The following is a 13,264-nucleotide window of genomic DNA, read 5'->3' as shown; positions in this document are numbered from 1 at the left end:
GTCCGTGCGGATGGCGCGCCTGACGCACGTGCAGTGGACCCACAGCGTGCAGGAGCTGCTCAAGCTGGACGCACCGCCCACCACGCTGGCGGGCACCTTCCGCGCGGACCCCTCCCAGAGCGGCTTCCTCTTTGACAACGATGCGCGCGCCCTCTCCGTCGACGAGGCCCTCTGGGGCGCCTACCAGCGCGCCGCCGCGGAGCTCGCCGGCCAGGTGACGACGGACGCGACGAAGCTCGCGCGCCTGCTGCCTCCGTCGGCCACCACCGAAGAGGAGCGCGCCCGCGCCTTCGTGGAGTCCTTCGGCCTGCGCGCGCACCGGCGCCCGCTGACGTCCGAAGAGGTGGAGAGCTACCTCGGGCTGTACCGCAAGGGGCCCCAGGCCTACGCGGACATGTCGGCCTTCGAGGGTGGCATCCGGCTGGTGATGGAAGCCTTCCTCCAGTCGCCCCACTTCCTCTACCGCGTGGAGCGCAGCACGGAGGCCGTTCAGGACCGGGTGCCGCTCGACGACTACGAAGTGGCTTCGCGGCTGAGCTACGGCCTCTGGAGCACCATGCCGGACGACGCCCTGTTCGCCGCCGCGAGCGAGGGCACCCTGCACTCCCGCGAGGGCGTCGCCACACAGGCACGGCGCATGCTCCAGGACGCGCGCTCGAACAAGGTGGTGGAGGCCTTCCACAGCACCCTCTTCGACGTGCCCCGCTATGCCGCCATCCGGCCCTCCCTCACGCGCTACCCGCAGGTGTCCGAGCGCCTCGGGGAGTACGCGGCCCGGGAGACGACCCTTTTCGTCCAGGACGTCGTCTTCTCCCGCAAGGGCGGCTACAGCGACCTGCTCACCTCGCCGGCCACCTTCGTCAACGACGAGCTGGCGCGCGTCTACGGGCTGAGTGGCGCGTTCACCGCCGACTTCGTCCCCGTGACGCTGGACTCGCGCGAGCGCAAGGGCGTGCTCACCCAGGTGGGCTTCCTGGCCTCGCACGCGACGTCGGTGGACCCGGACCCCATCCACCGCGGCGTCTTCGTGTCCGAGCGCATCATCTGCCGGAAGATTGGCGCGCCGCCGGCCAACATCCCACCGCTCCCCGCCCCCCAGGGCCGCACCAATCGCGAGGTCGTCGCCTCGCACACCGAAGCGCCAGGGACGCCGTGCGCCAGCTGCCACTCGACCCTCATCAACCCGCTCGGCTTCCCCTTCGAGAACTTCGACGCCATCGGCGGCTACCGCACCACGGATAACGGACATCCGGTGGACGCCAGCTCGACTCCCAACATCAACGGAGAGACGGTGCCGGTGCGCGACGCGCTCGACCTGGCGGACGCGCTCGCGGCCAATGAGGCGGTGCATGCGTGCTACGCGCGGCACTGGGTGGAGTACCTCCACGGGCGCCCGTTCGCCGACGAGGATGTGCCGCTGGTGGAGCGGCTCGGAAAGCTGTCGCAGGCGGGCAACCTGTCCATCGTCGACCTCGTCGTGGAGGTCGTCACCAGCGAGGGCTTCGTGAATCGCCACCCGGAGGAGCTGCCATGAAGCTGAGTCGCCGGATGGTGTTGAAGGGTCTGGGCGGGACGATGCTGAGCCTGCCGTTCCTCGAAGGGCTGATGCCGAGGACCGCCCGCGCGGCGGACTCGGGGGCGCTGCCGTACGCCATCTTCTTCCGGCAGGCCAACGGCGTCGCCTCGGCCCAGACGACGTCGGAGCTCGGCGCGGAGCCGGAGCGCTTCTGGCCGCGCGCCCTGGGCGCGCTCACCGCGGAGAGCATCGCCGGGCGGGCCGTGGGCGTGCTCAATGACCACCGCGAGCACCTGCTGCTGGTGCGCAACGTCAACATGCGGGACTACAACTACGGGGACGGCCACGCCCGCGGCGCCATGCAGGGGCTGACCGCGCGGGGCCCCGTGGTGGAGGGCGCGGGCGGCGGCTCCGAGTCCGGAGGCGAGTCCATCGACCACCGCATCGGCCGCGAGCTCAATCCGCAGCAGCGTGACTCGCTCGTGTTCTACGCGGGCCGGCGTGGCGGCTGGCTCGGGGGGCCCTGCCTCTCCTACCGGAGCAGCAACGTGCGCCGGGCCGCGCTGCATGACCCGTGGAATGCGTACCAGACGATGATTGGCGGCCCGGGAGGCCTGACTCCCGAGGCTCGCGAGCAGCTCCTCGTCCGGCAGCGCAGCGTGAACGACCTGGTGAAGGCCCAGCTCCAGGCGCTCCAGCAGCGCCCCGAGCTGAGCGCGTCCGACCATGAGCGCCTGGACCTGCACCTGTCCAACGTCCGGGACCTGGAGGTCGCCCTGAGCTGCCGCATGCGCGCGGACCAGGAGCTCATCCTCCAGCAGCAGGCGCCCGGCTATGACAGCACGGACGGCACCGAGGTGCTCGCCACCGCCAGGCTGCACATGGACATCGCCGTGATGGCGATGGCGTGCGGCACCAACCGCGCGGCCGTCATCCAGGTGGGCAACGGCAACGACGGCGACACGCGCTACCGCAACCCGGACACGGGGCAGTTGATGGAGAACTTCCATTACGTGTCCCACCGTCGCTCGTCGCACGACTCCAGCGGCGGCATCATCACCGGCTCGGACCTGCTGCACCACCACGTGGACGTGCAGTTCGCGAGCGCCTTCAAGCACCTCCTGGACCGGCTGGTGGCCTACCAGATGCCGGACGGAAAGCGCCTCATCGAGCACGGCGTGGCTGTCTGGTACAACGACCTGGGCAACGGGCCGGCGCACTCGGCGCGCAATGTGCCCTTCGTCCTGGCGGGGAGCTGCAATGGCTTCCTCAAGCAGGGCGTCTACGTCGAGGCGTCGGGCGGCGGCAGTCCCAACCACAACCGGATGCTGAACACGATTGGCACCGCCGTGGGCCTGAGGAACGCGGCCGGCGGGAACCTGGACGACTTCGGCGACCCGACGCAAACCAAGGGCGTGCTCTCCGAGCTCATCGCCTGAGTGGACGATTGCGGCCTGCTCCAGTGTTCGGCGCTGGAGCAGGTCGTTCAGGCAGCGTGACCACGCTGTCCGTGGAGCGGGGGCAAGCGCCTGGCTGGGCGAGCGTGTGACCGAACACTGCTGACACACCCTGTCAGCACACCTCGGGCACAACCTTGGGATGCACAAACCAAGGAGCCGCACGATGAGCCCATTCACCATCGCCATTTCCGATTCCGAGCTCGCCGACCTTCGGGCGCGGCTGAAGGCCACTCGCTTCCCCGCAGCGGTCGAAGGCGTCGGCTGGGACGATGGCACCGATGCGGAGCTGCTCAGGCAGTTGGTCACCCACTGGGCGGAGCGGTTCGACTGGCGCACCGCCGAGCAGCGCCTCAACGCGATTCCGCAATTCATCGAGGAGATCGATGGCGAGCGGGTTCATTTCGTTCATGCGCCGGGTCAGGGCGAAGCCCGCATTCCCATCATCCTTGCCAATGGCTGGCCATCGAACTTCGTCGAGTTCCTGCCGCTCATTCCGCTGCTCACCGCCGAGCGAAACGGGGTGTCGTTCGACGTCATCATCCCCTCGCTGCAGGGCTTCGGGTTCTCGGGCCGGCCGACGAAGAAGGGCATGAACATGAGTCGCATGGGTCATCGCTGGGCCGAGCTGATGACCCGGTTGGGCTACGAGAAGTTCCTCATTGCGTGCTCGGACCTGGGCTCCGGCGTCTGCTTCAGCCTGGTCCGCAACCATCCCGGCCGGCTCATGGGTGCGCATTACCTCAACGTCTTTTCGGGGTACCCGCGGCCGGAGTCGCCGACGCCCGAAGAAGTGGACTACTTCCGGCGCGTCGATTTGTGGGCCCTCACGCAGGGCGCCTACGTCATGCTTCACGGCACCAAGCCGCAGACGCTCGCCGTCGGCCTCAACGACTCACCCGCGGGCCTGGCGTCGTGGATCATCGAGAAGTTTCACAGCGTGAGCCGGCTGCAGGACGGCCGCCTCGAGTCCGTCTATTCGCTCGACGACCTCTGCACGCTGCTCTCGGTCTACTGGTTCACCCAGACGATTGGTTCATCGGTTCGGCTGTACAAAGAGGCCTTCGCCGATCAGGACCTGCTGGCGCCGATGCCCCGCCACGACGTGAAGCATGGCGTGCTGGTGCCCGCCGACGTCGACAATCCCGCGCCGCGCGCCTGGGGCGAACGGCACTTGCAGAACCTGGTCCACTGGACCGAGGCGCGGCAGGCCGGGCACTTCCCAGCACTCGAGGCTCCGGAGCACTACGCGGCCGATATCCGGGCCTTCTATCGCACCATCAGGTGAGCCGCGCGCGCATGGACAAGACCGAACGCCTCTTTGCAGTCATGGACGCACTTCGCCGGCACCGCCGCCCCGTCACTGCGGCGGCGCTGGCCGAGGAACAGGGTGTTTCCATGCGCACGCTCTATCGCGACGTGCGGACGCTCATCGGTCTTGGCGCGCCCATCGTTGGCGAGGCGGGCGTGGGCTATATGCTGAAGCCGGGCTTCTTCCTGCCGCCGCTGATGTTCACGGCCGAGGAACTCGAGGCGCTGGTGCTCGGCTCCCGCTGGGTCGAGGCCCAGCCGGATGCCGGCCTTGCCGGGGCGGCGCGCAATGCGCTGGGCAAGATCGCCACCGCCTCGCCCGACGATCTGCGCGACCGAATGAAGGACACCGGGCTCTGGCCCATCCTGATGCGCGGCGGGTCTGCGCCTGTCCCGGTGCTCGGCCTCGTGCGCCGGGCCATTCGCGAAGAGAAGGCGCTCCTCATCGTGTATGCCGACGGGAAGGGCCAGCCGAGCCAGCGCGACATCTGGCCGGTGCAGCTCGCGTTTCACGAGGGCAAACAGCTCGTTGCCGCCTGGTGCTGCTTGCGCCAGGCCTTCCGCCATTTCCGCGTCGACCGCATCACCGCGGCCTCGGCGACCGAGACCCGCTACGGCCGCCAGCGGTCCGTGCTGGCGCGGGAATGGCGGGAGGAATGGAAACGCCTGTATCCCGACTGAGGACAGCCACCTTCTTGATTCGCGGTTCCTTGGGCGTCACCCCGCCTGGTTGGGCGAGCGCAGCAGCAGTTGTCGCTTGAGCGCCGCGCTGATCGGGTTGGCTTTGAGACCGACTTGCGCCTGACCGGGCCGCTTCGGGGCAAGCCCACCCTGGTGCTCTCGGAGCGGTGGGACGCGGCCAAGCACCTCATGCTTGCGCCGCACAGGGCCGACGTTCGGCGCGCAGCCTGATCAGGATGGGAGCAACCCCCGTCGCAACCCCACACCCCCATGGCTTTACATACATGTATTTTCCGACCCAGCCAAACCTGGCCCGCGGCCATGGCAACAACAAAGGTGAAGACACGAATTCCACCACAACCCCAGACGCACTCTGCTATGCGGACGGCTGGAACCCTTACAAGAAGTGGAGACACCATGTCGCGAAACCTCTCAAGTTCCGCATTGGCGGTGCTTTTCATCCCGAGCCTGCTCGTGTCTGCCTGTGGCGAGGAGGCCTCGGCGCCGAACCCCAGGCTGGACCCCGAGACGGCCGGAGTGCCTGTGGGGGCTCCGCTTCGCGAGGGTTATGCCTGGAACGTGGAGCGGGGAGGGTACTTCCCGGTGACGTACGCCGAGGTGGATGGCCTGGCCATCCATGAGGGCGACATGGTCCTGGGGACGGTGAAGCAGATGGAGGCGCGCGTGCGCGAGCTGAAGGCCCAGGGACTTCCGTCCTCGGGTCCCCGAGCCCAGGGCCTCGTCAAGACCGACCCGAACTCCCGCTGGCCCAACGCCGTGGTGCCCTACACCATCGATCCGGGCGTCGCGAACCAGAATCGAATCCAGGACGCCATCAATCACTGGCATGGCCGGACCCACATCCGGTTCGTGCCCCGCACCGCGAGCAACGCGGCGCAATACCCTGACTATCTTCGCATCCAGTCAGGCTCCGGGTGTTACTCCAGTTATGGACGTCAGGGTGGCGAGCAAGGAACGTGGCTGGATGGCAGTTGCAGCACCGGCACCATCGTCCATGAGCTCGGACACGTCCTGGGACTCGACCACGAGCACAATCGGCAGGACCGCGACACCTACGTCATCATCCGGTGGGAGAACATGGTGCCAGGCGCTGCGACCCATTTCCAACAGAACAACAACAACGACGACGACTACTTTGGCTACGACTACGGCTCCATCATGCACTACGGCCCAATGCAGGGCTCGTGGAACGGGCGCCCTACCATCGAGGCCCGGAATGGACAGTCCATCGGGCAGCGCAACGCGCTGAGCACGCTCGACGTGGTGACCATGACGCGAGTCTACTCGAGGACCATCACCCTGCGCTCCTCGACCGGCCACTACGTGGTGGCCGAAGGCGGCGGTGGCGCCATCGTGAACGCCAATCGCGTCGCCGTGGGCCCCTGGGAGCAGTTCCAGTTGGTGGACCTGGACGGCAATGAGCTGGAGGCGGGCGATTTCGTCCAACTCCAGACCATCAATGGCAACTTCGTCCAGGCCACGAACGGCGGCGGCTCGACGCTGGACTCCCTGTCCATGGCGCCCGGCACCTGGCAGACCTTCCGCATGTGGAAGATGACCGGCACGGGTCTCTCCACCATCGACACCGGCGACGGCGTGGTCCTGGGCACACCCTCTTTCGGCTACCCCATGTACTGGGAAGCGGAGGGCGGCGGCGGTGGTGGAGTGACCGTCAACACCAGCGGCGCCTACCTGGGCGCCGCGAACATCTTCACCGTCGCGTTCCCGTGAGCGAAGCATCCGCGCGATTCACGCCCGGACCTTCGCCTTGAAACAACACCAGGGATTCGGCCCGCGACGCAGCGGCCGAATCCTTGATGGATCTGCCAGTGATGACCGCGTGGAGCCAGGAGCGTGTCGCGGTAATCGCGAAGGGGCCTTGCTTGGAGGGAGGCCCGCGTGGTCAATGCCGGGCATGAGCAAGAAGTTCCGCCCCTGGAGTGTGCAGCAGGACTTCCTGTTGCCGCCGTGCTCAGTCTGCCGGAAACAACCCCTGGGCTGCGTGTGAATACGCCTACAACGCCCCGCACCCCGGCGCGCTGCGCATGTCCCGGCCTCACGGGCCCCGGGCATGAGCCTCCGCGTGCGGCCCGTCTCCGCCGAGCTGCCGCGGGTTGCGGCGTGCGCCCCCTGCTCCACGAGCGGCCCCGGGGGTGAGCCGGGAAAGCCTCGGAGTGGGCGCTTTTCACTCTGAGAGAAGGTAGCCTTGGGGGATTCTCTTCCGCGCGAGGAACTCCGAATGGCGACAGTCCGCTTCGACGTGCAGGGCCATGTGGCGCTCATCACCCTGGACCGTCCGGAGGCGCGCAACGCGCTGGACGCGCAGATGGCGTACGAGCTGGCCGAGGCGTGGGAGCGGCTGCGCCGCGACGAGGCGCTTCGGGTGGCCATCGTCACCGGCGCGGGCGACAAGGCCTTCTGCGCGGGCGCGGACCTGGTGAAGACGATTCCGCTCCTGTCCGGGGCGCGCGAGCCGAGAGACCGCTACGAGGAGGCGCTGGTGGCGGACCGGAGCTTCGGCTGGAAGGCCATCCTGCGCGACTTCGACTGCGAGAAGCCCGTCATCGCCGCCATCAACGGCCACGCCGTGGCCGGGGGCATGGAGCTGGCGCAGGCCGCGGACCTGCGCGTGGCCTGCCACGAGGCCCTCTTCGGTCTCCAGGAGGTGAAGTGGGGCCTGTTCCCCGCGGGCGGCTCCACGGTGCGCCTGCCCCGGCAGCTTCCCCAGGCCCACGCCATGGAGCTGCTGCTCACCGGCACGCTCATCCCCGCGTCCCAGGCCTTCTCGCTCGGCTTCCTCAACCGCGTCGTCTCGCGCGAGGAGCTGCTCCCCACCGCCTTCCAGCTCGCCGAGCAGATCGCCGCCAACGGCCCGGTGGCCGTGCGCCTCATCCGCCGCGCCGTGCGCGAGTGCCAGGGGCTGCCGCTCCAGGACGCGCTGCGACGCGAGCTGGAGCTCGCCGAGCCCATCTACCAGACCGAGGACGCCGTGGAGGGCCCCCGCGCCTTCCTGGAGAAGCGCCCCGCCTGCTTCAAGGGCCGCTGAACGCCACCAGGAGACCCCCATGATGACCCACGCCCCCTACCGTCCCCTCGCCATGCGCGGCCCCAACGTGCGCGTCCAGTCCCGCCCGGATGGCGCGCTGCTCCTGGAGAGCGGCTACGCCTACGAGGACGTCGAGCGCAGCATCGTCCATGTCCTCGCGCGCCAGGCCCGCGCCCACCCAGACCGCGTCTTCCTGGCCCAGCGCGCGGCAGACGGCGCCTGGCGGCAGGCGACGTACGCGGACGTCCACCAACGCGCGCGCGCCGTCGCCCAGGCCCTGCTGTCGCGCGGGCTGGCCGAGGGGCGCTCGGTGATGATGCTCTCCGGCAGCTCCATCGAGTTCGCCGTGGTGATGCTCGGAGCCATGATGGCGCGCGTCCCCGTCGCGCCCATCAGCGTGCCCTTCTCGCTGTGGAGCACGGACCACGGCAAGCTGCGCCACGCCTTCGCCGTGTGCCGGCCCGCCGTCGTCTACGCCGATGACGCGGACCGCTTCGCCCGCGCCCTCCAGGCCCTGGACCTTGGCGGCGTGGAGGTCGTCACCGCCACGGGCACCCCGGCCGTGCCCCGGCACTCGCCGCTGTCCGCCTGGCTGGACACGGCGCCGACGCCGGCGGTGGACGACGCCATCGAGCGCATCCGCCACGACACGGTGGCCAAGTGGATGTTCACCTCGGGCTCCACCGCGCGCCCCCGCTGCGTGGCGCAGACGCAGGGGATGATGTGCCACCAGCTCGCGAGCTGGGCCGCGCTGGAGCAGCCCGCCTCGGACCGACCCGCGCCCGTCATCCTCGACTGGATGCCCTGGAGCCATGTGGGCGGCGGCAACATCGGCTTCAACCACAACCTCCTGCGCGGGGCCACCGTGTACCTGGACGAGGGCCGCCCGATGCCCGGGCTCTTCGAGCGCACCCTCGCCAACATCCAGAGCGTGTCGCCCACGGAGTTCTCCTCCGTCCCGATCGCCTTCCGCATGCTGGTGGACGCCCTGCGCACCGACGAGGCGCTGTGCCACGCCTTCTTCCGCCGCCTGGAGACGATGGCCTACGGAGGCGCCGCGCTGCCCGCGCCCGTCGCGCACGAGCTGCAAGCGCTCGCCGTGCGGACGGTGGGCCACCGCATCCCCTTCACCACCATCTATGGCGCCACGGAGACCCAGTGCATCACCCAGGTGCACTGGACCACCGACGAGACGGGGCTGGTGGGGCTGCCCCTGCCGGGCGTCCAGCTCAAGCTGGTGCCCACCGAGGACCGCTACGCCCTGCGCGTGCGAGGCCCCACGGTGACGCCGGGCCATGACCTCGAGCCGACGGGGAGGCAGGGCTTCGACGAGGAGGGCTTCTACGAGCTGGGGGACGCGGTGCGCTTCCTGGACCCGGCGCGGCCCGAGGCGGGGCTCGTCTTCGCGGGCCGGCTGGCCGAGGACTTCAAGCTCGACACCGGCACGCGCGTGGCCGCCAGCGCGCTGCGCCAGCAGGTGTTGAGCGCCACCTCGCCGCTGCTCTCCGACTGCGTCGTCTGCGGCCTGGGCGAGGAGGCCGTCGGCGTGCTGGCGTGGCTCAACCCCACCGCCATCACCACCCTGCTCGGGCCGGCCCAGGGCGATGTGCCGCCGCACGCGCGCCAGGACGTGCTGGCCCGCCTGCGCGAGGCGCTCCAGGGCCACAACCGCGCCTTCCCGGGCTCCTCCCAGGCCATCCGCCGACTGCTGCTCCTCGCGGAGCCACCGTCGTTCGACGCGCACGAGCTGACGGACAAGGGCTCCATCAATCAGCGCGTCGTCCGCGAGAATCGCGCGGAGCTGGTGCGGGAGCTGTTCGCCCCCGGGCCCGGCCCCCGCGTCCTCGTGCTGGACTGAGCGCTGTCCACGAAAGCGCCGGGCGCGCGCTCCGCCCGGCTGCTTGCGTGGACGTCAGGCGCCGACGGCCCTCGCCCCCAGGGGCAGGCCCTGGAGGAAGGTGTCGAGCGGCGCGACGAGCGCCTTCATGCCCTCGGGGGTGGTGGGCCAGTGGCCCTGCCCCGACAGCTCCACATAGGCCTTGGGGATGTCGCCGAGCTGCTCGTACGTCTTGCGGCTGTACTTCATGGGGAACATCCGGTCGTTCTGGTCATGCATGACGAGGAACGGGTAGCGCACGTCGCCGAAGGGGACGCTCTTCCGGTAGTCGGACATCACGCTGACCATGGCCCTCAGCGTGCAGCTTCCGCCCACCAGCGGGTCCTTGCCGTAGGCCTCGTTGAACTCGACGGAGTCCGACAGGCGCGAGTACTGGAGGAAGGCCTTCACCGGCACGCGCACCGTCGGCAGGAGCTTCGCCAGCCCCCGGAAGGCGCTCACCACCAGCGGCATGGCCTTGCCGGGGCTGAACTCCGTCTGGATGAACTCGCGGTCGCTCGGGTCCACGCAGGCGTACCAGGCCATGGCGTCCACCGGCGTGCGCTCGGCGGCGAGATAGGACGTCATGCCCCCGAAGCTCAGCCCGAAGGTGACGACGGGGCCGCGGAACTCCTGGCGGGCGCGCTGGATGACGTCCACCAGGTTGCGCACGTGCGCCTCCAGCGTGTAGTCGCCCAGGCCGTGGCGGTCCAGGCCGCAGCCCTCGAAGTCGAAGGTGATGACGTTGTAGCCCCGCTCGCGCAGCAGCAGCGCCGGGTAGGCGAAGAGCCGTCCGTAGGACACCGAGCCCGGCACCAGGATGATGACGGGCCGCTCGGGGCTCGCGCCCGGATAGAGGTCCAGCGCGTGAGAGCGGTTCTGTCCGCGGTACGTGCTCTCGCGCACGTGCCGCGTCCATTGCCGCAGCGTCTCCTCGCCGCCGTACCAGCGCAGCAGGTAGTTCTTCCAGTACTCGGAGCCCGAGTAGGGCAGCGGGCTGCTCACGCGCGGGGCCTCGAGATGACCTCGAAGGGCTTCCAGATGTAGTCGACGATCTCCGTCACCTTGTAGCAGGCGCGCGGCTCGGCGGACTTGAAGAAGTTGGTCGCGAAGTCCTTGCAGTGCACCTGCTTGAGCGGCCAGCGGTAGCGCTCGATGACGACGCGCCGAACCACGCCCTCGGCGTTGACGGTATAGGCGCGGTCCAGCGTGTTGGCGATGTCCTCGATTTCCGGGTCGGCCGTCACCGGGGCGTGGTCATCCAGCTCGTAGCGCACGAAGCGGTCACCGGTGCGCAGGTCCACGCGGTCCCCGGTGCGCGTGGTGACGCAGGGCTCGATGACGATGTCGGTGAAGAGCTTGAGGCCCGCGCGGGCCATGAAGCTGGGCGAGCGCACCGCGGTGAAGTACAGGCCCTTGTCCTGCTTCTCCTCGTTGTACTCGGCGTCCTCCAGCAGGGTGCGGAAGAGGAACGCCTGGTAGGTGGGGCGCAGTGCCGGGGGCAGGAACTGGGGCCCCATGTTGTGCGGCGTCACGTTCACCAGCGACACCACGGACTTTCCGCCCACCGAGCGGACCTTCAACTGAGAGGGGATGTGCTGCCGCATCTCATCCAGGTCCACCGTGAAGTGGACGATTTCGATGTCGTGCAGCTTGCCGGCGAGGGTGATGGGGAGGTCTTTCAGGCTCATGAGCGTTGGGCGTTGCGTTGGAGTGAAGAGATGACAGCTAGGAATGGAGCAGGGCCTGAAGGCGGGCGTTGACCTCGTCCTCGGACATGCCGTCCACGTCCAGGGGCGGCGCGTCCGCGGCTCGCGGCGGCTCGGCGACAGGGGCGGCGCGCTTCAGCCCCGCGAGCATCCGCTCCACGTGGTCCGCCAGGCTCAAGTCCTCGAAGAGCTGGGCCATGGGCAGCGACAGGCCCAGCTCCTTCTCCAGCACCTTCTTGAGCTGGAGCCCCGTGAAGGAGTCGAAGCCCAGCGAGATGAACGTCGCGTCGAAGCGCACGGGGTCCTCCTTGGCGAGCCGGAGGACCTGGCGGATGCGCTCCTCCAGGAAGGCCTGGAGCTGGCGCTTCGCCTTGACGGGGTCCTCTGACAGCGCCAGCGCGCCCGGGGACGCGGTGGAGCGCGCGGCAATGGGCGCCGAGCGCGGGGCCTCGAGCGGGAAGCGCCCCTCGGCGTCCGCGTGGGCGACGATGTCCGCGTAGGCCTGGGGCGCCTCCAGGTAGCGCTGGTTCATCGAGCGCAGGACGTCGCGGCTGAGGAACGGCTCCTTCTGGAGCGTGAGCACCAGGTACTGCGCGAGCCCCGTGCCCAGCAGCTTGCCCAGCATGTGGGGGCCCACGATGAAGGCGCTCTCGGCGGCGGTGATGTTCTGCTTGAGCCGCGCCATGGCGGCGTCGTACTCGCGGTCATCGAAGAAGTTGCTGATTTCGCGGCTCAGGTCCACGCAGCCGATGATGCGCAGGCCCGCCTCGGCGAAGAGCTCCGCCCACGCCTTGCGTGGCAGCAGGTGCGCCTCGGACTCCTCGTGGCGGAGCGTCTCATCCACGGTGGAGACGATGTCCGAGGCCACCAACAGGCCGCCGTTGGCCAGGTGCCGCTGGATGTTGTCCAGCACGCCGCGCTTGTCTTCAATGTGGTGGATGACCTGGAACGCCTGGATGAGCTCGTACTGGTCCGGGAACTCGTCGCGGGAGCTGTCGCGGTTGAAGAGGCGGATGCTGTCCTGGAGTCCGTGCTCCTTCACCTTGCGGGCGCCCGCCTCCACCTGCGCGAGGGTGATGTTGTAGCCATCCAGCTTGAGGTGGGCGTGGTTCTTCGCCAGGTCGATGAGGTCCGACGCGTAGCCGCAGCCGATGTCGAGCACCCGCCGGATGGAGGAGAAGTCCACCGCGCGGTAGGTGACGGCGCGCAGCTCGCGCAGGGCCTCGCCGTAGACGCGCTCGAAGTGGACGTGGTCGTCCTCGGGGAAGAGGTCCGGGTAGAAGACCTTGAGCCAGGAGAAGCCCTGGGGCACCTCACGCAGCGGGGCCCAGTGCAGGTACAGCTCCTGGCCGCGCGTGTTGAAGCGCTCGAAGGAGCGGCCGAAGTCGGAGTACACGTCCGCCACGCCCACGCTGCCCGTCTCGCTCGAGGCCTGGAGCTGCGAGGCCACGCGGACCACGGACGCCGAGGCCGACGCCACGCGCGGCTGGGGCGCGGGCGCGGCGTGCCAGTGGCGACGCCGCTGGAAGGGATACGTGGGCAGGGCCACCGTCCGTCGCGCGTACGGCTTCTCGTACTCCCCCCACGCCACCTCCACTCCCTTCACGTACAGCGCACCCAGCGCCTCCAGCGCCGTCTCCCACTCTC

At 69.2% G+C, this 13,264-nt stretch carries 10 protein-coding genes; 7 read left to right on the top strand and 3 right to left on the bottom strand.

The window, feature by feature from the left end; translation table 11 throughout:
- From G4D87_RS21490 to G4D87_RS21460, 7 genes are all read left to right on the top strand, one after another.
- The coding region (locus G4D87_RS21490) for a DUF1592 domain-containing protein (protein ID WP_240358475.1) at positions 1 to 1,534 on the top strand (1,534 nt) is incomplete at its 5' end.
- Positions 1,531 to 2,955, top strand: a complete 1,425-nt coding sequence (locus G4D87_RS21485; protein ID WP_163783931.1) for a DUF1552 domain-containing protein — start codon at positions 1,531 to 1,533, stop codon at positions 2,953 to 2,955. The genes G4D87_RS21490 and G4D87_RS21485, both read left to right, overlap by 4 nt.
- A gap of 184 nt (positions 2,956 to 3,139) precedes the next feature.
- Positions 3,140 to 4,261 carry an epoxide hydrolase family protein gene (locus tag G4D87_RS21480; RefSeq protein ID WP_163783930.1) on the top strand — a complete coding sequence of 374 codons (1,122 nt, stop codon included), beginning with the start codon at positions 3,140 to 3,142 and terminating at the stop codon, positions 4,259 to 4,261.
- An 11-nt stretch (positions 4,262 to 4,272) separates the two neighbouring features.
- Positions 4,273 to 4,965, top strand: coding sequence for a helix-turn-helix transcriptional regulator (locus G4D87_RS21475; RefSeq protein ID WP_163783929.1), 693 nt, complete (start codon positions 4,273 to 4,275; stop codon positions 4,963 to 4,965).
- Between the two features lie 417 nt (positions 4,966 to 5,382).
- Positions 5,383 to 6,717, top strand: coding sequence for a M12 family metallopeptidase (locus G4D87_RS21470; RefSeq protein WP_205507670.1), 1,335 nt, complete (start codon positions 5,383 to 5,385; stop codon positions 6,715 to 6,717).
- Between the two features lie 508 nt (positions 6,718 to 7,225).
- On the top strand, positions 7,226 to 8,032 hold the full coding sequence (locus tag G4D87_RS21465; protein ID WP_163783928.1) for an enoyl-CoA hydratase/isomerase family protein: 807 nt from the start codon (positions 7,226 to 7,228) through the stop codon (positions 8,030 to 8,032).
- A 19-nt stretch (positions 8,033 to 8,051) separates the two neighbouring features.
- Positions 8,052 to 9,890: an AMP-binding protein gene (locus G4D87_RS21460; protein ID WP_163783927.1), complete on the top strand. Its 1,839-nt coding sequence runs from the start codon at positions 8,052 to 8,054 to the stop codon at positions 9,888 to 9,890.
- 54 nt (positions 9,891 to 9,944) lie between these two features.
- On the opposite strand, the gene G4D87_RS21455 is transcribed toward G4D87_RS21460, so the two are convergent.
- The 3 genes from G4D87_RS21455 to G4D87_RS21445 form a co-directional block, all read right to left on the bottom strand.
- Positions 9,945 to 10,913 (bottom strand): alpha/beta fold hydrolase, encoded by a 969-nt coding sequence (locus G4D87_RS21455; protein WP_163783926.1) that lies wholly within the window; start codon positions 10,911 to 10,913, stop codon positions 9,945 to 9,947.
- Complete coding sequence (locus G4D87_RS21450; protein ID WP_163783925.1) at positions 10,910 to 11,599, bottom strand: DUF2071 domain-containing protein; 690 nt, start codon at positions 11,597 to 11,599, stop codon at positions 10,910 to 10,912. Before G4D87_RS21450 ends, G4D87_RS21455 begins: the two co-directional genes overlap by 4 nt.
- 37 nt (positions 11,600 to 11,636) lie before the next feature.
- Positions 11,637 to 13,264 (bottom strand): methyltransferase (locus tag G4D87_RS21445; RefSeq protein WP_163783924.1); only part of this gene is annotated, 1,628 nt, incomplete at its 5' end.

This window comes from Myxococcus vastator (assembly GCF_010894475.1).
In the GTDB taxonomy this organism is placed as follows: Bacteria; Myxococcota; Myxococcia; order Myxococcales; family Myxococcaceae; genus Myxococcus; species Myxococcus vastator.
Note: the sequence above shows the minus strand (reverse complement) of the source record. Positions and strands in the feature narration are given on the sequence as shown.